Consider the following 22,218-nt stretch of genomic DNA (forward strand, 5'->3'; position numbering starts at 1 on the left):
GACAAGGAGGGGTGCCATGCACATTCTCGTCTCCGGCGCCGGCGTCGCCGGTCCGGTGCTGGCGTACTGGCTCACCAGGCACGGCTTTTCTGTCACCGTGGTCGAGCGCGCGCCGACTCCGCGCAGGACCGGCGGCCATGCGGTCGACCTGTTCCGGCCCGCGATGAACATCTCGGAGAAGATGGGTGTGCTCCCACGCATCGAGGAGCGGGCCACCGGCACCAGCCGGATGACCGTCCATCGGGAGCACGCACGGCGTCCCGTCCAGGTGGACCTCTCCAAGATCTTCAGTGCCGCCTCCGACCGGCATGTCGAGATCATGCGCGACGACCTGAGCGAGATCTACTACGATGCCGCGCGCGACGACGTCGAGTACATCTTCGGCGACTCGATCGCCGCGATCTCACCCGACGGCGAGGTGCGGTTCGAGAACGCAGCCCCGTGCCGCTTCGACCTCGTCGTCGGCGCTGACGGGCTGCACTCCAACGTGCGCCGCCTCGGCTTCGGCGACGAGTCCCGCTTCAGCGCCTTCACCGGGGCCTACCTCGGGGTGCTGTCCCTGCCGAATGTCTCGGGGCTCGACGGCGAGCTCCTCATGCACGTCGGTGTCGGCCGCACTGCCGGCATGTACGGTGCGCGGCACCTCAGCGACGCACGGGCGTTGTTCCTGTTCCGGAGTGAGCGCGAGCTCGACTACCACCACCACGACGTGCCCCGGCAGAAGGAGCTGCTGCGCAGTGCGTTCGACGGCATGCACCCTGACGTGGATCGCTGGCTCAACGAGCTCGACCGCACCCCGGCGTTCTACTTCGACTCCATCACCCAGCTCCGCATGGACACCTGGTCGCAGGGGAGGGTGACGCTCGTCGGCGACGCGGGCTACTGCCCCGGCCCGGCCGTCGGTGGCAGCACCACCCTGGCCGTCGTCGGCGCATATGTCCTCGCCGGAGAGCTGGCGCGGGCAGGCGGCGACCATGAGCGCGCCTTCCCCGCCTACGAGCGCGCGATGGCGGAGCATGTGCGCGGCAGCCACGCGTCCGCACTCAGCGCGGCGAAGACCCTGATCCCCACCTCACGTCTCGGTGTGCAGGGACTGGCCCAGGGCGCCCGCCTGATCTCCGCCCTGCCCGCGGGGCCCAGCCGCGCCCTCCTCCGCCTCACCACCAAGAGCGCACGCCTCTACAACTCCATGGCCATCGACGACTATCCGCCGTCGCCCACCGCCTCACGAGACCGGGTCGGCCTCGCGGGCGACCCCGGAGGCGGGTTCGGGGCAGAGTGAGGAATGGTCGCCGTGTCGCCTGGGTGAGACTGAGCCGGTCTCGCAGCACGCTCGCCGCAACGGCGGGCATCTTTGATCCCCTGGAGCCCGGCAGCCGTCGTCGGGGTCCTCTCCCTCCTCCGGCCGGCGGCATGGAGAGGATTCCGGTGGAAGCCGGCCGGACCGGACCACTCGGCCATTCGCTCGCCGGTGCATCTCGGCCTTCGGCCGCACCGTGTCTGCGCACTTCCGAGTCGCCGCCGGGTTTGTTCGGGGCCGTCGTCGGATCGGTGCGGGCGATTCAGGACCACAGCTGGTCGAGATTCAGCCTGAGCGTGCAGGTCCCCTTCCGGCCTCCGGCCACCAGTGTGCCGTCAGCACAGAGCATCAGTGTGTCGACCGGGTGCAGCATGGACAGCGGCGCCATCCGGCCTTCGGACAGCTGCCACACATGCAGTTGCCGGTCGGACCACGCCACGGCCAGCAGCAGTCCGGCTGCCGTCTCGGCCATGGTGACGGCGGTCGGGACCGCAGCCCTGCGTTCCACCGGCACCGGCATCTCGGCCCCCGTCGCGGAGTCCCAGAGCCGGACCGCCCCGTCGAGGCCGGCCGAGACGACCAGCACGACCCCGACCTCCGGCAGGACATGGCAGGTGGTCGCGGTGACCCCGCTCCGGTGGAGCCGGATGGTCCGCGGTCCGGCATCGAGTGCCGAGAGCGACCAGAGGTGGACCGTCCCGGCGATATCGGCGAGGACGACCCGGTCCCGGTGGGCACCGAGGGCCGTCAGGCGGTCGGCGGGCGACGGCGCCGCCGTCATTCCGTTGTGATACAGCGCCAGGTAGTCGACCCCGCCGGGCGCCATCGACTCCTCCCCGAGCAGCAGCGGGTGCAGCATGCCGTCGGCGTCGAGTGCGAGCGCGCAGGTGTCGGTGACGGCCGCGAGCCCCACGGGCCGCAGCCGGGGGTCGGCGGTGACCCTGCCGATCAGTTCGCCGTCGGACACCCGGTGGAGCCTCACCCGTCCGGTGGCGTCGACCGTCACCAGGCGGTCGACGCTCTGCGCGGGCCCGGCCGTGAGGACGGCGGCGGTCGGCCGCGAGGAGGGCCGGTACCACCGGGCGGTCCACCGGTGGGTCTCGGCCAGCGGACGGAGCAGCTCGGCCAGCCGTGCGTCGGCGCCGAGGGCCGCCAGGTGCAGGATCGCCGCGCGTGCCGAGTCGGCGAGGCCGGGAGTCGACAGTGCCGGCGCGGCCTGCTGCCATACGCCGCGCAGGCGCGAGGGCAGGGGTATCCGGTGATCGGCGAGGGTTGCCGTGATGGCCGACAGCGAGCCGTGCAGCAGGAAGCCCGGATCCTTCAGCAGTTCGCCGGCCCGGCCCTCCGCGAGCGCCGTGTCGAGCGCCTCTTCCCTCGACCGGCGCGACGCCTTGCGCCAGTCGATCGGCGCTCCGGGCTCCGCCCCGGGCTCGTCGGCGGGTGCCGTCCCCGCGGCGGGCTGGGCCGATCCGGCGGGCGCGGGCATGGCCGGTCCGACGGTGCTGCCCGACGGGTCGTACACCTGCTGCTGCGCCGGTACGGGGAGCGTGCCGGGGCCGAACCGGTGCGGGCCGAGCGCGAGCACCAGCGCGCCCTCGGCCGGCAGCAGGTCGAGTGCGCCGACCTCCACCGCCGCTCGGACGTGCGGGAGGGCGAGCAGCGGGCCGACGAGCCGCTCCACCGCGTCCTGGGGCCGCGCCGCCGGCAGATCCGTCGGGCCACGGCCCGCGGCGTGAAGGTCCGGCAGCAGGAAGCGCAGCGGACGGGGGTCGGCCGCGACCCGCGCCAGGAGTTCGTCGGCGGAGAGCGGTCCATAGCCGAGCTGGTGCCCGAACTCCCAGGCCAGGGTCTCTGCGATCTGCCCTCGTGCCGGAACCGTCGCATGGACGGTGGTGCGCGGATCGCTGTCCGAGCCGGCCAGCAGCCAGGCGAGCAGATGGCTCTTGCCCGAGCCGGGGCCACCCGTGACCAGGCACAGCCTCGGCATGGCGGCGTCGTCCCGCGCGGCCCACTCCAGCAGGGCGGGCGCCACGGCCGCGGCCGGTCCGGCCAGCGGCGGCCATGCCTGGATCGCAGGTACCGCCGGAGCGGGCGTGACCATCGCTACTCCCCTCGGCCGCGCTGCGCGAGTGCCGCGCGGAGCTGTCGGATGCCTTCACTGCGCGACTCGGCCGTCCCGCCGTACGGGAAACTGTGCGTCACCTGGGCGTTGGGGAACGCCAGGGCGAACCACATCGAGCAGTAGTGGCCGGGCATGGAGCAGGCTTCGAGCTCGGTGTAGATCCTGATGACCTGCTCGGGCTGGATCCCGGCGGCCTCCAGATTGCGCCAGACCCGCTCCTCGGGGTGCAGGCAGATCGAGCTCGAGGACGTGAAGACCTGCTTGTCGCCGTTGTCGTCGAGGATCTCGAACGCCGCGTAGCTCTCCGCGCTGGATGTGTCGCGGATGTCGTCGAGCACCAGCGGCCACCAGTTCTCGCGGTCCGCGAACGCCTCCGGGTCCAGGGCCTTGAGGCGCTGCTCGAGAGCGGCGAACGCCTTCGCGGCCTGGCCGGGGTCGTCCGTGGCGGCGAGGGTGTCGAGGAGCTCGTCGAGCCCGAGCAGGCTCGCGGCGAAGGCCTCGGGTGAGGAGTTGACGAACACGAGCGGCTCGCCGGAGTACCGGATCAGCAGGGCGAGGACCCGCCGCTGCGGATCGGCCACGATGTCGTACGCCCGGTCGGAGCCGAGGCGCGTCCAGTCGCGCTGCTCCGGGTGCGGCAGCTCCGCGCCGATCTCGTCGGCGTAGGCGCCCAGCCCTGCGGGCTCCTCGGCGAGGGTGTGGAAGTACGGTCCGACCTGGACCGGTAGCACCAGGCCGTCGCTGAATCGTCGGCACCCGTCGGGTCCGAACCTCTCGGCGAACGGGTCGTTGCTGAGCGTCACGCGATCGTCTCCTCGAACGGACTCCGGACACCGGTCGACGGCCCGGTCACGGCATCGCCACGGTCTCGAGCACCGTGTTCCAGGTGGAGTCGGGCGTCTCGAAGGCCACCGGATCGGCCGCCGTCATCTGCACCCTCAGCCGCTTGTCTGCACCGGGGTGGTAGCCCGCCTCCTCGATGGCCGCCTGCTCCTCCTCGTCCTCGGAGTCGAAGGCCTCCCAGTCGTAATTGGGCCGCTCGATCTCCAGCAGGCAAAGGAAGTTGACGAATTCCTCCACGCTGCTGTTGAGCAGGTAGGGCGGGTCGCCGCCCGGTTCGGAATAGACCTTCCCGGTGACGACGTCCACCGCGATCGAGTCGTGCACGATCTCACCGAAATACATCCAGCTCGCAAAGTCGAACGTCAGTTCCGGGTGTCGCGCGGCCGTCCCCGAGAAGCCGATCTGGGGCTCCCCCTGCTTGTAGTCGGGATCGACCCTCAACCAACTGTCGGCGGGCAGCCCGACCTCATGGAGGAACTGACGGGTCGGCAGGTGCAGGACGGCATCGAGCGCAGCACCGTCCAGGACGACCGGATCACCGGACGGGAACACCGACTCCAGCCTGGTCCGATCGATCCGGTTCGGCATGGGCTTCTCCTGCCAGTTGAACGACATCTGCGTCTTTGGTGCGGATCAGTCTACTGTCCGCCGCTCCGCCCCCACCGGGGCGGAGCAGGCGTCTAGGGCTTGTAACGGCTGTGCGGCTTGGGCACTCTCAGCGCGTTGAGGTGGTGTTCCATCTGCCGGTTTCCGAGGTCCCGGGAGTCCTTGGTGTCCCCGTATTCGACGGTGTGCCGCACCTGGACGTGGTCAGGCAGGTGCTCATGCATCCAGGCACTGCAGTTCGGGCCGCTCGAACACGGTTCTCGCTCGGTGTACAGGGCGGTGAGCCCGTCGGCCGACCCGCCTTCCAGGAAAGGAACGCCGAGGGCGGGTTCCGAATGCGGCCCGCGGTTCTGGCTTCGGGCGACGAGAATGAATCCGTCCTCGTCGCCCTCTTTGCCGTACCGGGCGGCCGCGTAGTTGTTCGCCTGGAAGTCGTACTCGCCCGTTTTGTCATTCTTGCGGTAACTGCCGTAGCTCTTGTCCTCGTGGCGGGCGAGCTGGGTGGCCTCGGCCAGGTCGTCGTGGTCGAAGGGCACCTGCTGCGAGTTGACCTTGGGCCGGCTCCCCGACTTGGGCTTCTCGGGCAGCGGGTAGGGCTTCTCGCCGGCCTTGACCTTGGGCGGCAGGATCCGGTTGTTCGAGTCCAGTTTGAGCGGGAGCCGTTTGATGTCCGCCTGCTCGAGGTCCTTCGGGCCGTCCTTGGTCAGCCTCTGGACCACGCCATCGGGCCGGATGTGGTAGACGGGGGTCGTCGAGTCGAGCTTCGCCCGGAGTTCGTCTCGGGTGTGCTCGCCTCCCAGGATCGCCTTGAGCTCGGCCTCCTTCTCCGCCTCGTGCTCGAGATGGTTCTTGGCGGACTTGGTCAGGCCCTTCTCGGTGTCGCTCAGCAGGCTCTCGACGGCCTGGACACCGTCCTTGCCCACCGCCTTGCCGGTCTTCTCCAGGGCCTCTTCCAGCGCATGCGTGACCGGATTGCTCATTCGAAGCTCACCCCCGAGAGCTTGGAGAGGAAGGCGTCCCCGTGGCCCCGCACCTCTTCCGCGTGCTGCCTCATCGTCTGGGCGTGGGCCATCACCGCATCCGGCTGGATCCGGAAGCCCTCCCCGACCGAACCGTCGCCGGAGACCCCCAGTGCGGACTCGACGGCGTGGTACGCCAGCCCGCTGACCGCCTTCTCCACCGTCTCGATCAGCGGATTGATCGCCGCCTCCATGACCTGGCCGATGATGTACTGCTCCATCTGCTGGACCAGGAAGTCGACCAGCTTCTCCGCCGCCTCCTCGATCAGCAGCAGCGCCGCCTCGGCCGCGCCGAACGTCACCACCGCGGCCGCCTGGTCGGCGACGAACGCGGCTGCCATGCCGATCAGTTCGCCGATCGCCTCCACCTTCATGGCGATGATCGCGTCCGCCGCGAGGTCCAGGGCGGTGGACACCACATGGCAGGCCTCGATGAGTTCGCGCATGTGGGTGTCGGACAGCTGGGCCCACTTCGCGGCCAGCACCTCGTACCCGGCGCCCTGGTACGCCTCGCCGAGTTGCTGGATCGTCGAGCCGGCGTTCTCGTGCGTCCGGCTCAGGTTGTCGGCGAACTCCCGGACGTGCACGCCGAACTCACGGACCGAGTCCTCGTTCACCTGGGGCCAGTTCACCCCGATGAACTGAAGGAATGACACCACCTCACCAGGTAGCTCGATGGCCATGACTCCCCCTCACCCCGCCGTGACTCTCGTCTCGTCGGATCGTAGTACTGGTGACGGGTACTCAACAGACGCGAATGTCACGGTTCCGTACGAAAATCCATGCGCACCGTGGCCTCACCAGCAGACCGGGCCGCCCGCGGGCTCGGTGGGGGGCTACAGGTACGAGCGGAGAACCGGGAGTCACGCCTCGACTCCGTCGCGGCCCGAGCGAGCAGCGCCCCCTGCACACGGCTCGCCGTCGCCCTTCCGAGACGCCGCGATCCGTAACTCTGCACCCCCGGGTATCGGCGCTGTGCAAGCAATACCCGGCCTCCCCCTTCGCCCCGCACCGCGCGGCACGAGGAACTCAACACCGGTGTTCCTGTTCGCTCGCCCTGGAAGCCTGCCCCGGGGGCAGCGGCCGGATCCGCCCCGTCACCGCTACGACCCGCGGTGCGGGGCGAAGGTGACGGGGCGTGGTGGCAGTGGCCGCGCTCAGGCCGCCGCCCGGCCGTTCAGCGGCCTGCGGCGCCGCTCGGGGTCGGTGAGGGCGGGCGGGGTCCAGGCGCCGTCCGGGCGGTAGAGGTCGGTGCCGGGCGGAACGATCTCGTCGATCCGGTCGAGAGCGGCATCGTCGAGTACGAGGGCGGAGCCCTTGATCGCGTCCTGGAGCTGCTGGAGCGTACGCGGGCCGATGATCACCGAAGAGACGGCGGGGTGCGCCAGCGGGAAGGCCACCGCCAATTCGGGCAGCGTGCAGCCGAGGTCGTCGGCGAGCGCCACCAACTGCTCGACAGCGTCGAGTTTGGCGACCGTCACGGGCAGTTCCGGATCGAAGCGGGCCGGGTTGAGCGCGGCACGGCCGGCGGTGAGGTCGACCGGCCGGCCCTTGCGGTAGCGACCGGTGAGGAAACCGGAGGCGAGCGGGCTCCAGGTCAGCGCGCCCATGCCGAGCCGCTGGACGGTGGGCAGCACATCGGCCTCAATGCCTCGGGCGAGCAGCGAGTAGGGCGGCTGCTCAGTGCGGAAGCGCTGCAGGCCGCGGCGTTCGGCGACGTGGTGCGCCTCGACGATCTCCTCGGCGGGGAAGGTCGAGCATCCGAAGGCGCGGATCTTCCCCTGGTGGACCAGATCGCCGAGGACGGACAGGGTTTCCTCGATGTCGGTGGTGTGATCCGGCCGGTGCACTTGGTACAGGTCGATCCAGTCGGTGCCCAGCCGGCGCAGGCTCTCCTCAACCTCCTGGACGATCCAGCGCCGCGAGTTGCCGCCCCGGTTGCGGCCCTCGCCCATCGGGAAGTGCACCTTGGTGGCCAGGACGACGTCGTCCCGGCGCCCCCGCAGCGCCTTGCCGACGATGGTCTCCGACTCGCCCGCCGAGTACATGTCGGCGGTGTCGACGAAGTTGACGCCCTGGTCGAGCGCGGAGTGGATGATCCGGACGCAGTCGTCGTGGTCAGGGTTGCCGACGGCTCCGAACATCATCGTCCCGAGGCAGTGGGCGCTCACCTCGATGCCGGTGCCGCCGAGGAAGCGGTATCGCATGGTCGGTCTCCCCTGGTGGTGGATGGATTGGCCTGGCGCCCGCGACTCTAGGAGCTAGAGTCGCCTCTAGATCAAGTAGTGGACGGGGAGGGGCGGTGGCCGAGGTCGCGGCGGGGCTGAGCATCGGGCAGGTGGCCGAGCTGACCGGCCTGAGCGTGCACGCGCTGCGCTTCTACGAGCGCGAGGGCATCCTGCTGAGCGGTCCCGTCCGGCGCAGCCCGGGCGGCCGCCGCGTCTACACCGAGGACGACGTCGACTGGCTCAACCTCTGCATCGTCCTGCGTGCCTCGGGCATGCCGCTGCCCGCCATCCGTCGCTATACCGAGCTCGCCCGCGACGGCGCCGGCACCGAGCACGAACGGCTCGCCCTCCTGCACGAGCACGAGGACCGGGTCGTCGGGCAGATCACCGAGCTCACCCGCTGCCTGGACCTGATCCGCTACAAGGTCGCGGTGTACGAGGACCTGGTGGAGGCGGGCGCCGCCGAGCACAGCTGCAACCCGACCAGCGGCACCCCGAACGCGGAAGAAGACGGCCGCACGCCGGCGAACTGACGGCGAAGGGGCACGGTGGGTCCGCAGCCGCTACGGCACAGGCGTTCGTCGCGTCGCATCCGATCGGGACCTGCCCGGCCAGCCTTCGGTCGGCCCGCACGGTTCAAGGCGCCGACCGCCGGCTGTGCGTGGTCGTGCTCCGCACCCACGCCTCAAACACCCGGTGAGGGGCTCGGGCTGCTCTGGTCGGATGTGCACCTGGTGGAACGCAAGCTGTTCGCCCGCTGGCGCCGGCCTGCCGGTCGCCGGTCGCCGGTCGCCGTCAACAACGAAGCTGTGTGGTGGGATGCCCCGGCGCAGCTGGCCGCACGACCCGACTACCTGTGCCACGGGTTTGCCATTCATGATGGTCCGATGCCTTCTGATCACAGCCGTCCGGTCGCTGCCACGCCGGGCTACGCCAAGGGCCGGGCGCGCCGCGAGGAGATCATCGCCGCGGCGGCAACCGTGTACGCCGATGCCGGATACGACGGAGCGTCGTTGCGGGAGATCGCGAAGCGGGTCGGCATCAGCCACGCGGGGCTGGGCTACTACTTCCCGAACCGTGAGGCGCTGCTGGCGGCCGTGCTGGAGCGGCGTGATGAGGAGGACACCGCCCGTGGCGGTCCGCCGGGAACGCCCGGCCTGGACGGGGTGCGGCGCATGCTGGACCTCGCCGCCCACAATGAGCGCCATCCCGGGATGGTCGAGCTCTATGTGCGTCTGGCGGCCGAGGCGGTCGAACAGGAGCATCCGGCCCATGCCTACTTCACCCGGCATTACCGCGACGCCCGCGACTACATGCGCTCCTGCTTCGCGGCGCTGGCGGTGGCCGGGCAGCTTCGGGAGGGTGTCGATCCGACTGCGGCCGCGGCGAGTTTTGTCGCGTTGATGGACGGCCTGCAGGTGCAGTGGCTGGCCAACCCCGACCAGGTCGACATGGTCGGGGCACTGCGGTTCTTCCTCCAGCAGGTGCTGTCGGTGCCGCTCGGCTGACGAGACGGACGAGACGGACGAGGACGAGGGTTCGGCCCGGAGCCGGCTGCCCGGTGGGCGGGCCCTGGTGGCGTGAGGCTAGTGCCGCCCCCGCCGACGTTTGCCCTCCCCCAGCCTGGCGGCCGGGAGGTGCCCCCACGCCGCGGCGTCTGGTGCGTGCGATCGCAAGGCGGCCGGAAGCCCTTGTACTGGGTCGTACCTGGGCTTTCGGCCAACGCAGCGAGCGTGCGTGCCTGGGGGCACCTCCCGGCCGAAGGCCGGGGGAGCGTCGCGGCAGGGCAAAGGTTGGCGGGGGCGGCACTAGCTCCTCAGCCACCGCAGGAGGAGCAGTGCGGCTGCCGCGGAGACGAGTTCTCCGGCGGCAAGCGCGATCCAGACGCCGGTCACTCCGGTGCTGCCGAGTGCGAGGACCATCGGAGCCTTGATCAGCAGAAGCGTGCCGACGGAGATCGTGTAGGACGCCTTGGGCTGCCCGACGGCCTGGAAGTAGCCCGAAACGAGTGGCACCAAGCCTGCGGCGGCGAGTCCGACCGCGATGATCCGCAGCGCTGCCGCTGCTGTCTCGGTGACCTGCTGATCGGTGGCGAAGACCGCCGAGAGGGGCCCGGCGAGCAGCAGGAGGGCGGCCAGCGCGAGCGCGCCGTACAGCAGCGTGGCCCGAAGCGCCAGCGTACGGGCGCGGCGGACCCGGTCCGGCAGGCGTCGCCCGGTGTTGTAACCGACCACCGGCTGCAGGCCCTGGCTGATTCCCAGCTGAGGCATCGACACAAAGGTCTGCAGTCGCGCGCAGATCGCATAGGCCGCCAGCGCGGTGGCACTGCCGGACGCGGCGAGCGAGGTGTTGACGAGCACAGCGAGCAGCGTGGCGCCGAGGCCGGCGAGGAACGAAGGAGCACCGACGCCCAGCAGGGCGCCGACGGTTGGTCCGTGCGGGCGCAGGTCGGCCCGGGTGATGCGGTAGGGGCGGCCCTGCTGCAGGAAGAAGAACCACAGGCTCATCCCGGCCGAGACTGACTGCCCGCCCACGGTGCCGAGCGCCGCGCCGCGGACGCCCAGGTGGAGCCAGAAGATCAGCAGCGGGTCGAGGGTGATCTGCGTCAGCACCGGGATCAGCCAGAGCAGGGTGGAGAAGCGCATGCGGCCCTCGGCGCGGACCAGGCTGGAGAACCCGGTCGACACCACCGCTCCCCCCAGCAGGACCACAGCGTACTGACGGGCGGTGTCATGCATGGCGCCGCGGGCACCGAGTGCCGTGAGCAGGGGGTCGAGGGCGAGCAGTCCGGTGACGGTGACCAGGGCTGCGCCGGCCCAGAACAGGGTGAAGGCGTTTCCTGCGGCGCGTGCCGCGCCTGCCGTGTCGCCCGCGCCGAGGCTGCGCGAGACCAGGGACGCCCCGCCGGCGCCGACCGTGGTGGAGAGGGCGCCGAGCAGCAGCAGGGCCGGGGCCACCAGGTTGACCGCGGCCATGGCCGAGGTTCCCACCCCGTGGGCGACGAACCATGCGTTGGTGAGCGCGTAGATCCCGTAGACGCCGACGGAGACGGTGGTCTGCGCGCAGGTCTGCCACAGCAGCCGTCCGACCGGCCGGGTCCCGAGGGCCTCGGCCTGGTCGAGCGGTGTGCGCCGTACGGGGGTCGTGCTCACTGCTCGGCGCGCCCCAGCAGCGCCATGGTCTCGTTCAGGCGCTCGCGGGCCCAGTCGTACTGCACGGTGTCGGTGTGTCCGCGGTAGACGGTCTCGATCACCATGATCAGCACCAGGTAGAGGCAGTAGATCCTGCGCCGCACCTGCTCGGTCCCGGTCGGCTCGCCGCGGCCGTAGCCTCGCAGGAACGCCGAGGGGTCGCCGAACGCGCTCAGCTCGGTGCCGGCGAAGCAGCCCTCGATCAGCGGGTCGCCGTAGAAGGCGCGCTCGTGGTCGATGATGCACGCGATGGCGCCGTCACGGACCATGACATTGCTGTCCCACAGGTCCCATTCGACGTACCTGGGGTCGGTGACCTCGTCCAGGCTCCAGGCGTGCTCGCGGAAGATCTCGCGCACGGTCCCGTAGTCCCACCCCAGTTCGACGCCGCGCTGTTCGCCGTTTCGGAGCACGTCCTCGAACATGCCGGTGAACACCGTGCGCCAGCTGGGGCTCCAGGGGCCGGCCAGCGGTCCGAAGCCGGGACCGCGGATCTCGTTGAGCTCACGGTTGGCCGCGCCGAGCGCCTCGAAGTACGCGTCCCGCTCGGCCGTGGGCAGGGAGGCGCCGATGATCCCCAGGTTGTCCGCGTCCACGTACGGCATGAAGAAGTAGTCGGCGTCGCAGAGTTCGTGGGTCCGGTCCGCGAAGTCGACGACCGGCACGGGCACCTTGGTCCGCTCGGCGATGAGCCGGAGGGCGGCCAGTTCGATCGCCATCGCCCCGCGCTCGTACGTCATCACCTCGACCGCCGGCGGCGGGGCTATCTTGAGCACCACCCGGGAGCCGTCCCGCAGCCGGATGCGGTAGGCCACGTTGAACCATCCGTGGCCCAGCTCGCTCACCCAGTCGTCGCCCTGTTCCGGGACCTGCTCGGCGCCGTAGGCGCGGGCGATCATCGCGCGCAGGGTCTGCGGCGACTGACGGTTCTTGGTGATGCTCTCCAACGGTTCCCGCCCTCCGATCGATGCGGATCCGACCTGATCCGCTGGACCTGGTGAAGATTTCTACCAGCTGGCAGAAATCTTCACCAGGCCCCTCTCAGCCGGATGCACGTGGAGGCGGAGATGGCCCGGATGCGGCCCGCCAGACCCGGGCGGTACCCGGCCCGGTGCCGGTCCGGTACCGCGCGGTGGTACGCAGGCGTTCGGGCGGTGGCACGCGGGCGCTCGGGAAAGACGGCATGGGCGGGCCCTTCGGGGGCGGCCCACAGCCGGCGGGCCGCTTCGGGGCCACTGGCGACCGCATCCGACCGCACCGCAACCACGCACCGACCGCCGGGCCCGGTGCCCCCGAAGGCCGCGAGCGGAAGCCGACGGCGTGGTCGCCGGCCCCTTGGCGGGCACTGCACGGATGCGGGCACGGAACTCGTCGCCGGCCATGGATCGACAGAACGTCAGGTCATACCGGCCGTAGCAGCATTGCCACATCCCCGCGCGGTCACGCCTGAGTTCGTGTGCGAGTCGGGAGGCGAGGCGCGCGCCTTGCCACCAGAGGTGGCGCGGTGGAAGGCTCGGCATATGTCGATCTTGGTCCGCACCGCTGAACTCAGGGACGTGCCCGCCCTGGTCCGTCTGCGCATCGCCAACGCCGAACGACACATCCAGCTCGCACCCGACATCTACCGGGTTCCTGACGCCAAGGCCGTACGGAAGTACTTCGAGGAGGTGGTGTCGGACGGGTCGAAGGTGCTGATCCCGGTCGCAGAGGTGGCGGGCGAGGTGGTGGGGATGGCAGAGGTGGTGATGCTGGCAGAGCCACCGGGGCACCAGATCCTGGTGCCCCGTCGCGGGGCCGACATCCACACCGTGGTCCTGGACGGACATCGCGGCCAGGGTGTGGGCGCGGCTTTGGTCGCGGCAGCGCAGCGAGCCGCCGTGGACCGCGGAGTCTCGATCCTCTACGCCGGCATCTTCGCTCCGAACGAGGACGCGGTCGGTTTCTACTCCGCGGCCGGTTTTGGACCACGCGGCATTCTGCTGAGCAAGGAGCACCAGGGCCCCCCTGCCGTCTGACGCCGCGGGCGGACTTGCTGGGCGATGTTCATGCGCGGGGTAACAACCGCACGGAGGCTTTCATGGACGGCCTCCATGTCAGCGCACCACCGCGACCACACCGCGCCCGGCACGCCTCTCTGCGCCTGCGCAAAACCAACGCGCCCGCCCGGACTCCCCTCGCCGCCGCGGCCCGAAGAAGGCGGCGATCCTCCATCCGCTCCTGTGACTACCCGGCGTAGGGGTTCCCGCCGAGCCAGGTGGTGCCGTCGAGCAGTTCGCGTGCCGCGTCCAAGTGGCCGCTGTGGCAGGCGACTTCGGTGAGCACATGGATCAGGATGTGCCGCACGTCAGGCAGCCGCCAGGTCGGCCAGATCTCCACGGGCCAGAGGGCGGGCTCCTGTTCGGGCTCGGCGGCGACAAGCACCGCGTCCGCCCGCGCGATGGCCGCCCGGTAGTCCGTGAAGACCTCCTCGGCGCTCATCCCCTCGGGTACGTACCAGTGCGCCTCCGCGCCCGCCGCGAACTGTCCCGCCACATCCGGCTCACCCGCGATCACCCCGGGGAACCAGAAGCGTTCGACATCCAGCGTGAGGTGGCGCAGCAGTGCCAGACAGCTCCAGCCGCTGGGCAGCACCGGCCGCCGCAGATCCTCCTCCGAGAGCCCTTCGAGGATCCCGAGGACGTGTCCGCGCTGGCGGTCCAGGGCGCGCTTGAGGGCGTCGAGTTCGGCGTTCACCGGGCGGTGCACAATGCGGCGAGGCGCTCCAGGGTGTTCGCCATCTGCGTCCGCCACCAGGCGTGCCCGCTGTCCACTTCTGCGCGTTTGTCCTCCGGCATCCGCGAACCGTCGAACGTCTCGGTCACGACCGTCGCCCCGGGCGCGTCCGGGACCAGGTCGAAGATCCACCGGTGGCCCCACGCGGCCCCGGGCGCGCTGGCGTCCGGGTGTCCGCGACCGGGTTTGGGCTCCCAGCCGATGCGGCGGTCCGGCTCGTACTCGACGATGTGGTTGTTCATCTCGTAGTCGCCGTAGCGCTCATAGTGCATCCGCATCACAAAGACGTCCCCGACGCCGGAGACCACGGCGTCGGAGACGCCACCTCGCAGCATCCCCGAGCCGTCGAGGTCCGGGTGCCGTCCGGGGTCGGCCAAGATCCGAAAGATATCCCCCGCCGGAGCCCCGATGCGCCGGGACACCACCACCACGGACTCGCCCGCCGTACTCGTCATCCCCGCTCCTCCGCCAAGCGCAGATCATGAAACTGACTCCGGTCCGGACGCTACACGGCGGGTACGACAACACCTGGCCGAGCACCTACGAGCCCCGCCCCGTGCGGACTCCCAGCAGACCAGCGCCGGCGCCGGAACCCTGCGCCCTCGGGTCGGCAGCCGGTCAGCGAGTGCCGCCGGGCCGTGCGACGTCGTCGATCGCCGGCCACGGTTCAGCGGCCACGGTTCAGCGGCCACGGCCGACGGGGTGACGCCGGCGAAGGCCATGACGTCACAGTGCAGCGGGCACTGGTCGGCGTGGCCCCCCTCCGACCGACCTTCACCGGCGCCGGCCGGGTCGCGACGGGGACGAGAGGTCCGGCCGCCTTTCGTCGCCTCCCCCATCGGTGCCGCCCGAACAGCAGGTATGTCGGCCCTGTGTCATTCATATGTCATCTCCCATCGATCCATGGAACATCGTTCACGAGGGTGATCGAATAGTGATCCGCCCGGTGGTGCGGAACGCCGGCGGCAGCACGGCCGACGACCACACATCGTGGGCCACGGCCCACGCCAACGTGGGCCGACGCATGGTGACGGCGGGTGAATCCCGAGGCCAGGGGTTCAACCGTGGACGGCGCCGCACAGGCGACCGGGCAACCCGGGTGGACGTCGTGGCGCATCGGTTGGCCCTTCGTCGACCGGCCCTGGGCGAGCGATGACCACCCATGGAGGTCTCCGGCCTCACCGCGGGGCGCCGGAGGCGCAGTAGGACGAGATCACGTACTTTCTGGAGCAGCGAATGACTTCCCATCGATCGGCCCTTCCTGACCTGCCGTCACGCCGGACCGTGCTCGCCGCCGGAGCCGCCGGAGCCGCCGTTGCCGGCCTCACCGCCTTGGGCTCCACCCCGGCTCAGGCCGACACCGGCCGCCGGCCGGTCGGCGCCGCCGGCAGCCGCGTCGGGACCGGCGCCTCGCTCTACTCCGTGGTCGAGGCCTACAGCACCTGGCACCACCGCACCGGAACCGGTGACGAGGCAGCCGCCCTCCGGTGGCTGGAGGGTGAGCTGCGAGGTCTTGGCGCGGTGACCGGCCGCTGGCACTACGACTACCCGCACTACGAGTGGCAGGCGCAGGTCCGGGTCGGGAACGTCAGCGTGCCGACCGTCCCGCTGTACTACGAGGGTGTCGGCCGGGTGAGGGACCGCGCAGACTTCATACGACCCGTGAGGACCAGCAAGGACGGCAGCGACCCCGCCGTACTCGCGGCGGTGGCGGAGGCCGCGCAGGCCGGAGCCAAGGTTGCGGTCCTGCCCACGACCAGCACGACCGCGAGCTATCCGGCGTACGACGGGCTGGTCGCCTACAACAGCGACCCTGACGCGGCGAAGACCGGTGTCCCCACACTGCTCGTCCCCGGACAGGTCGCGGACCTGATCCAGCGCCACGGAGCCGACGTCGACTTCAGCGCACGCACCCGTCCGGCGCGGACGTACTGCCTGACCGGCTGGTTCGGCACCCGTAGGCCGGTCTCCGACCCCATCGTGGTCACCACACCCCTGAGCGGATGGTTCACCTGCGCAGCCGAGCGCGGAACCGGACTCGCGCTGGCGCTCGCCCTGGCCGTGGAGCTCTCCCGCGAACACCCGGTGTTCTTCCTCGGCAACACCGGCCATGAGCTCAACAACTACGGTGTACGCGCCTACCTGGCCGACGAGTTCGACCTCCGGCCGCGCGCGGTCTTCCACCTCGGCTCCGCCCTCGCCGCGGCCGCACCCGGCCCCGACGGGCGTTTCGCACTCGCCCCCCGGGGCGCTGCCAGCAATCCGGCCTTTGCCGCGGTGCCCGGCCTCGCCGACGACCTCGCCACGGCGCGGTTCAGCCAGGCCGCCAAGTTCCCCGGTGAAGGCGCGGTGTGGAACCAGATCCTCGGGCCGTCCGTCCCGCTGCTCTCCCTGGCGGGCAACTTCCGCGAGTTCCACTCCCCGGACGACCTGCCCCACATCACAACCTCCCCCGAGGTACTGGAGCAGGCCTACACCGCGGTACGGGCTGCGGCGCACGACCTGATCCGCGCCACCTGAGCGTTGGGCTGCGGATCCCCCGGCCGGTGGCCGGTCGCAGGGTGACCCGACGCGGAGAGGTGCCTGCCGACGGGGGAGCCCACGTGTCCCGGCTGCCGGCTCCCGTTCGGCAAACAGGGATCCGCCCTCGCGCCGCGTCACGCATCGGCCGGATCGGCCCGATCCGTGGCTCCTCGCCGAAGCGGAAGCCGGGCCTCCGGCCCGGTCGAGCGGCCCGGGCCGGTGTGACAGCCCGGCACCACAGTCACGGACGGCGGGCGGGTGACGCCCGCGGAGTCGGTCCCTGCGTGTGGGGGGCTGAACGCGGGGACCGATCCGGCGGCACGGGGGGCTTCCGCTCGGACACTGCTCCAACGACCCACCCCCCAGCCAGGACACGCCGGACCTCCACCACGCGGCACGGCGGCCCGGGGCACCGCTCTGCGACCGGGCGACCACCTCCGCCGCCGATCGGGAGCGAGTCACCGACTGCTGGGGGGATCGGCGCGCCGCCGATCCCCCCAGGTCGGAGTCGGCCGGTCCACGGGGGCACCAGCGATCCGCCAGGGTCTGCCGATCGACTGTGGCACTGCTGACGACCAGCGCTCCCGCGAAGGGCTTCGGCGAGCCCGGCGCGGGGACGCCCCGGCTTCTCCAGCGCCGCACCCGACCGGACTGTGGCCGCGGCGAGCGCCGATGGTCCCGCCCCCTGTGCGGACCTCCGAACGCACCGGTGCGCCCCGGGTCAGCCCTGCGGCGGGCCGCCCGCAGCAGGGGCCGGCCGGTCGCGGTGCTCGACGTACAGACGGCCGACGACCGCCCCGAGGTGGACGACCACCCCCACCGCCACCAGCCAGGACAGGATGGTCATGACGACACCGATGGGCCCGTAGCTGTGCTCATTGGCCACGATCGCCTCGGAGAAGTACAGGGCGGAGAAGACCCCCAGACCCGTCCAGCAAAGACCGGTGGCCAGAGCCGCGGGGAAGAGGGCACGCCAGCGCACTGCGCCCGCGAGCAGCACCTCCAGGCTCCACCACCAGAAGACCACCGCCAGGACGAGGCCGAACAGGCCCTGGAGCACCGGTCCGCCGACCGAGCCGAGTGCCCTCCCGCCCTCCACCTGCACGGCGCCGTAGACGAGCAGGGCCGCGAGCCACAGGAGCTGGGCGGCGACGTCCCGGCACCCGCCGCCGGGGACATCGAAAACCTTGCGGTACCAGCTCTGCAGCGTGCCGGCGACCGCCATGGCCCCGAGGACCAGCAGGCAGGCGCTGGTGACTGTGAGCGTGCCCGGCCCGGGACTGGTCTTGAAGAGGGTGGCCACCGCCTGCGCCGCCTGCTGGTCCAGTCCCAGCCAGCCGACGACCACCGCCACGGCGTCGCGGCCGGCCGCGGCGGTGACGACGATGAGGAAGGGGAAGAAACAGAGGATCGCGAGCGCGGCCAGCTGGAAGGAGTTGCCGAAGAAGTCGACCGCTGTGAGCCGGTTCCACACCATGCCGGCCTCGCCCGAGCCCAGACGCCGGGCGGCCGCCTGTCTCCGTTGGTCCAGGCGGTCCAAGCGGTCCAGGGCAGCCCGCCCGACGCCCCCACGTGTCCTACGCCCTGTCATGCCACCACAGTGCCCCCATGCCGGTGCTGTGCCCAGCGAGGCACCCCCATGCGGACGGACCGCCGCTGGACGGTGCCGCCCCGTCCGCAGCGACGCAGTCCCGGCTGACGAGCTTGCGTTTCCCGAGCGGGGCCCGACCGGTCATCGGGCGTCGGACCTGGTGTTCGACCGGGTCGCAGGCAGGCGGCGGGTGAATCCGAAGCTCGCCAGGGTGATCCCGGCGGTCGCGAGGACGGCGGCCTTGAGACTGGAGAGCTGGGCCTCGGCATAGTTCTCCACGAACGCCTCGGCCTCCGCCGGCGGCACACCAGTGCTCTCGACCGCAGTGCGCACATGGTCGGTGCTCACAAAGCTGACGCCTCTTGTGATGGCGATGCCGGTCTGGTCCCGCACTGCGTCCGAGATCCGCGGGTCGTCGCTGATCCTGGCGGTGAAGACGGCGACCAGGGCGCCGATCAGGATGGAGCCGATGAGCGCGGTGCCGAGCGAGGAGCCCAGGTTCTGGGCCGTGTACTGCAGACCGCCCGCCTCGCTGCGGTCGGCCTCGCCGACGCTGGACTGCACGATGTTGCCCAGCTGGGAGGCGAGCAGTCCCATCCCGATGCCCAGGAACGCCATCGCGCAGGCGAAGGAGAGGTCGTCGATCCGCGGCGTGAGGGTGGCGAGCAGCCACAGGATTGCGGCCAGCAGCACCAGGAGGCCGAGCCGTACCACTCTGCGGGGGGCCGCCACCTTGCCGAGCAGGGGCCCGCTCATCGACGCCACCAGCATGGTGGCCGACACCGGCAGGAGTCTCAAGCCTGTCCGGAAGGCATCGAAGCCCTGCACGACCTGCAGATACAGCGGGATGGTGAAGAACAGGCCGAGGAGGATCAGGTTCTGGCTCAGGAGCACCGCCAGACCGGAGCGCAGGGCCGGGATGCCGAACAGGGCGAGGCTGACCAGCGGATCGCGGCCTTGTTCCTCCTGGCGGCGCTGCCAGGACGTGAAGAGGAAGAGCACCACTGCTCCGGCGGCGACGACGAACAGGGTCGGGGAGAAGCCGAAGACGGTGAAGGGGGCGCTGCGCGGCCGGAGCCACCCCCAGGTGCTGCTCTGCAGCACGCCCAGCACGACCAACGCCAGACCGACGACCGACAGCAGCGCACCTGGGACGTCGAGCCGGACGCGCGGCCCCTGCCGCGGCTGCTCGTCGACCCACCGTAGGAAGCACAGAACGGCCACCACCACGACCACCTCGGCAGCGAAGACCAACCGCCAGGTCAGATAGGTCGTCACCCAGCCGCCGACCAGCGGGCCCACCGCGATGCCCGCCCCGGAGAGCCCGCCGACAACGCCATAGGCGACGGCACGGTCCCGTCCCCGGTACGCCCCGGCCACCAATGCCGCGAGGGCGGGCAGCACCAGTGCGGCGCCGAGGCCCTCGATCACCGACCAGCCGAGTGCGAGGACCCACAGCGTGGGCGCGATGGCGGTCACCGCGGACCCTGTGCCGTAGACGGCCAGGCCGAACCCGAACATACGGCGGCGGCCGACCATGTCACCGAGTCTGCCGCCAGTGATCATGAAGGCGGCCATGACGAGGGTGTAGAGGGTGATGACGGCCTGGATCGCGGTGACGTCGGTGTCGAAGTCCTCGACCAGCCGGCTGATCGACACGTTCATCACCGAGGTGTCGAGCACCATCAGGAACTGGGCCGTCCCCAGGATCACGAGAGCCCGCCACCGCTTCACCGCGCCACCTCCGCTTGCGCCCCGCCCTGCCCCGAGCCGGAGCCCGACGAAGGCCGGGGTCGACGCGGTGAGGGCGCGACCCCGCAGGTCGGACCGGAACAATCCCGGCATGCGCAGGCGGCGATCGACCGCTGCACACACCCACCCCACTCTCGGTGGCAACGCACTGCAACAGGGCCGGGGCACAGGGGTGACCAGGTGACCGGGGTCGGCTCGGTGGGCGGTGGGGCGGCCGCTGCGCTCACCTCATGTGTGATCGTCGGGGTCTGAGGGTCGAGGCGTCGGGCGATCCCGGCCCGGGGGAGGCTGTCGGCCGACCCCGGCGCAAGCTGCCGGCGTTCCGACCGGGTGATCCCGCCGCCCCGCACGGGGGTCTCCTCGGTGATCCGTCATGGTGGCCCCGCTCCCCCGCCATAGCGTTCACTTTTTAGCCATTGCAATGAGAGGAGCATATGACGTTGCGTTACCACTGAGGCCGTTGCAACAGTTTTCCGCGCTCTACCTGCATTGATGTCAGTTATTCGCAACAGACACATTGCAGCACCTTGGAAAGCAACGTAGCGTTTCTGTTGTCAGAAAGAGCGAACGACCACGGGAGAGCATGATGCAGAAGTTCGCCACCCCCGCCCCGATCTCCGCCGTCCTGCACATCCCCGCCGGGCGCATCCAGCTCATCGCCGCCGACCGCGCCGACACCGTCGTCGAGGTCCTGCCCGCCAACCCCGCCAAGAACCGCGACGTCCAGACCGCCGAACAGACCACCGTCACCTACTCCGACGGGGTCCTGCGGATCCGCACCCCCGAGCCCAAGAACCAGCTCTTCGGCCCCTCCGGATCCGTGGAGGTCACCGTCCAGCTGCCCGCCGGCTCCCACGTCGAGGGCAAGGCCGCCAGCTCCGAGCTCCGCACCATCGGCCGCCTGGGAGACGTCGACTTCGACGGCGCGTACCACCGGACCAGGATCGACGAGGCCGCAAGCGTCCGCCTCACCGCGGTCGACGGCGACGTCGAGGTGGGCCGACTGGGCGGCCCCGCGGAGATCAGCACCGCGAGGGGCGACATCCGGATCGCCGAGGCCGTGCGCGGCGCGGTCGTGCTGCGCACCCAGTCCGGCGACATCTCGGTCGGCGCCGCCGTCGGCGTCTCGGCCGCACTGGACGCAGGCACCGGCCACGGCCGCGTCAGCAACACCCTCAAGAACGACGGCACCACCGCACTCGACATCCGCGCCACCACCTCCCACGGCGACATCACCGCCCACAGCCTCTGAGCGGACAAGGCCAGGCTCGTCGGGCCGGCCCCACCGCGTTCGAGAACCTGCCGCTCGTCACCGACGACGCGACCGCCCGTCCCCCGGGGGCCTGCGTGCCCTTGCAGACCCCCGGGGAGAAGCCCGACCAGACAGCTCACACGACCAGGGGGAAGACATGGCCAAGAACGACACGTCCTCGATCAGTTCGCGGTGGACCGGCATGGTGCCGGTCGACGACACGGCCCTGGCCGTCACCGACACCGGCGGCCCCGGCATCCCCGTGGTCTATCTCAACGGCCAGTTCGCCACCCAGGGATACTGGCGGCGGGTCATCGCCGAACTGGGCACAGGGTGGCGGCACATCACCTATGACGAGCGGGCCCGCGGCAAGAAGTCCGGACGCTCCGCGGACTACTCCTTCGAGGCCGCCGTCCGGGACGTCGACGCCGTCCTCGCCGCCCGGCAGGTCGACCGGGCACTGCTGGTGGGCTGGTCCTACGGAGCGGTCGTCGCGGCACACTGGGCCAACCGGAACCCCGACCGCACCGTGGGCACGGTCCTGGTCGACGGCGCCTTCCCGCACGACTGGCTCGACGACGCCATGGAGCAGCGGATCCGCACGTTGTTCCGGCGGATGGGCTGGTTCCTGCCGCTGCTGCGCCCGACCGGCCTGGCCCCCCGGATGACCGCAGAGCAGCAGGCCGACAGCAACATCGAGCTCGGCAGGCTCTCGCGCGAAAGCGAGCTGGCCCCCGTGCTGGACGGCATCACCGTCCCGGTGCGGTATGTGGTCGCTTCGGGGACGTCCTTCGGAAGCAAGGGTGATGAGCAGGAGCGCATCCGCACCAGCCTCGATGCGGTGACCGTCCGCAACCCGAACATCCGGATCGCCGCGAAGGTCGCCAGCAACCACGGCGCGATCCTCAAGAAGGACTTCCCGGCCGTCGCCGACGCCGTACGCGAGGTCGCCGCCCCCGACCGCGAGCGGCACTGAGTCGGCATCTTCACCGGCTACTCGACCCCTCTGCATCGCCCGG

Annotated in this window: 19 protein-coding genes; 7 read left to right on the top strand and 12 right to left on the bottom strand. The window is 70.9% G+C overall.

What is annotated here, in order from left to right:
- Positions 1-16 precede the first annotated feature (16 nt).
- Positions 17-1,282, top strand: a complete 1,266-nt coding sequence (locus AB0761_RS05470; protein WP_377267816.1) for an FAD-dependent monooxygenase — start codon at positions 17-19, stop codon at positions 1,280-1,282.
- 280 nt (positions 1,283-1,562) lie between these two features.
- Here AB0761_RS05470 and AB0761_RS05475 read toward each other — a convergent pair whose 3' ends face one another.
- From AB0761_RS05475 to AB0761_RS05500, 6 genes are all read right to left on the bottom strand, one after another.
- Positions 1,563-3,401, bottom strand: coding sequence for a hypothetical protein (locus AB0761_RS05475; RefSeq protein WP_377267817.1), 1,839 nt, complete (start codon positions 3,399-3,401; stop codon positions 1,563-1,565).
- Between the two features lie 2 nt (positions 3,402-3,403).
- Positions 3,404-4,225 (bottom strand): nucleic acid/nucleotide deaminase domain-containing protein, encoded by an 822-nt coding sequence (locus AB0761_RS05480; RefSeq protein ID WP_377267818.1) that lies wholly within the window; start codon positions 4,223-4,225, stop codon positions 3,404-3,406.
- 46 nt (positions 4,226-4,271) lie between these two features.
- Positions 4,272-4,853 carry an SUKH-4 family immunity protein gene (locus AB0761_RS05485; protein WP_377267819.1) on the bottom strand — a complete coding sequence of 194 codons (582 nt, stop codon included), beginning with the start codon at positions 4,851-4,853 and terminating at the stop codon, positions 4,272-4,274.
- Between the two features lie 92 nt (positions 4,854-4,945).
- A complete protein-coding gene (locus AB0761_RS05490; RefSeq protein WP_377267820.1) occupies positions 4,946-5,851 on the bottom strand; it encodes a nucleic acid/nucleotide deaminase domain-containing protein in 906 nt (301 codons plus the stop codon).
- The gene (locus tag AB0761_RS05495; RefSeq protein ID WP_377267821.1) at positions 5,848-6,573 is read right to left on the bottom strand and encodes a hypothetical protein; all 726 of its coding nucleotides are present in this window, start codon (positions 6,571-6,573) and stop codon (positions 5,848-5,850) included. Before AB0761_RS05495 ends, AB0761_RS05490 begins: the two co-directional genes overlap by 4 nt.
- A gap of 474 nt (positions 6,574-7,047) precedes the next feature.
- Positions 7,048-8,097, bottom strand: a complete 1,050-nt coding sequence (locus AB0761_RS05500) for an aldo/keto reductase (RefSeq protein WP_377267822.1) — start codon at positions 8,095-8,097, stop codon at positions 7,048-7,050.
- A gap of 95 nt (positions 8,098-8,192) precedes the next feature.
- On the opposite strand from AB0761_RS05500, the gene AB0761_RS05505 reads away from it, so the two are divergent.
- A complete protein-coding gene (locus AB0761_RS05505) occupies positions 8,193-8,651 on the top strand; it encodes a MerR family transcriptional regulator (RefSeq protein ID WP_377267823.1) in 459 nt (152 codons plus the stop codon).
- Between the two features lie 201 nt (positions 8,652-8,852).
- Entirely contained in the window at positions 8,853-9,626 is a 774-nt protein-coding gene (locus AB0761_RS05510; RefSeq protein WP_377267824.1) for a TetR/AcrR family transcriptional regulator, read from the top strand.
- 300 nt (positions 9,627-9,926) lie between these two features.
- Here AB0761_RS05510 and AB0761_RS05515 read toward each other — a convergent pair whose 3' ends face one another.
- Together AB0761_RS05515 and AB0761_RS05520 are read right to left on the bottom strand one after the other, a co-directional pair.
- Positions 9,927-11,270 (bottom strand): MATE family efflux transporter, encoded by a 1,344-nt coding sequence (locus AB0761_RS05515; protein WP_377267825.1) that lies wholly within the window; start codon positions 11,268-11,270, stop codon positions 9,927-9,929.
- On the bottom strand, positions 11,267-12,256 hold the full coding sequence (locus AB0761_RS05520; protein ID WP_377267826.1) for a phosphotransferase family protein: 990 nt from the start codon (positions 12,254-12,256) through the stop codon (positions 11,267-11,269). Before AB0761_RS05520 ends, AB0761_RS05515 begins: the two co-directional genes overlap by 4 nt.
- A gap of 573 nt (positions 12,257-12,829) precedes the next feature.
- On the opposite strand from AB0761_RS05520, the gene AB0761_RS05525 reads away from it, so the two are divergent.
- On the top strand, positions 12,830-13,324 hold the full coding sequence (locus AB0761_RS05525; RefSeq protein ID WP_377267827.1) for a GNAT family N-acetyltransferase: 495 nt from the start codon (positions 12,830-12,832) through the stop codon (positions 13,322-13,324).
- Positions 13,325-13,532: 208 nt separating this feature from the next.
- Here the strand turns inward: AB0761_RS05525 and AB0761_RS05530 are convergent, their stop codons facing one another.
- Positions 13,533-14,042: a DinB family protein gene (locus AB0761_RS05530; protein WP_377267828.1), complete on the bottom strand. Its 510-nt coding sequence runs from the start codon at positions 14,040-14,042 to the stop codon at positions 13,533-13,535.
- Positions 14,039-14,458 (bottom strand): hypothetical protein, encoded by a 420-nt coding sequence (locus tag AB0761_RS05535; RefSeq protein WP_377267829.1) that lies wholly within the window; start codon positions 14,456-14,458, stop codon positions 14,039-14,041. The genes AB0761_RS05530 and AB0761_RS05535 overlap by 4 nt, the downstream gene beginning before the upstream one ends.
- An 859-nt stretch (positions 14,459-15,317) precedes the next feature.
- On the opposite strand from AB0761_RS05535, the gene AB0761_RS05540 reads away from it, so the two are divergent.
- A complete protein-coding gene (locus AB0761_RS05540; RefSeq protein WP_377267830.1) occupies positions 15,318-16,601 on the top strand; it encodes a hypothetical protein in 1,284 nt (427 codons plus the stop codon).
- A gap of 724 nt (positions 16,602-17,325) precedes the next feature.
- Here AB0761_RS05540 and AB0761_RS05545 read toward each other — a convergent pair.
- Both AB0761_RS05545 and AB0761_RS05550 read right to left on the bottom strand, forming a co-directional pair.
- Positions 17,326-18,144 carry a YhjD/YihY/BrkB family envelope integrity protein gene (locus AB0761_RS05545; protein WP_377267831.1) on the bottom strand — a complete coding sequence of 273 codons (819 nt, stop codon included), beginning with the start codon at positions 18,142-18,144 and terminating at the stop codon, positions 17,326-17,328.
- Between the two features lie 192 nt (positions 18,145-18,336).
- Positions 18,337-19,929 carry an MFS transporter gene (locus AB0761_RS05550; protein WP_377267832.1) on the bottom strand — a complete coding sequence of 531 codons (1,593 nt, stop codon included), beginning with the start codon at positions 19,927-19,929 and terminating at the stop codon, positions 18,337-18,339.
- A gap of 604 nt (positions 19,930-20,533) precedes the next feature.
- On the opposite strand from AB0761_RS05550, the gene AB0761_RS05555 reads away from it, so the two are divergent.
- A complete protein-coding gene (locus AB0761_RS05555; protein ID WP_377273942.1) occupies positions 20,534-21,199 on the top strand; it encodes a DUF4097 family beta strand repeat-containing protein in 666 nt (221 codons plus the stop codon).
- A 157-nt stretch (positions 21,200-21,356) separates the two neighbouring features.
- Entirely contained in the window at positions 21,357-22,175 is an 819-nt protein-coding gene (locus AB0761_RS05560) for an alpha/beta fold hydrolase (protein WP_377267833.1), read from the top strand.
- Positions 22,176-22,218: the final 43 nt, after the last annotated feature.

It is taken from the genome of Peterkaempfera podocarpi (genome assembly GCF_042466665.1).
GTDB lineage: Bacteria > Actinomycetota > Actinomycetes > Streptomycetales > Streptomycetaceae > Peterkaempfera > Peterkaempfera podocarpi.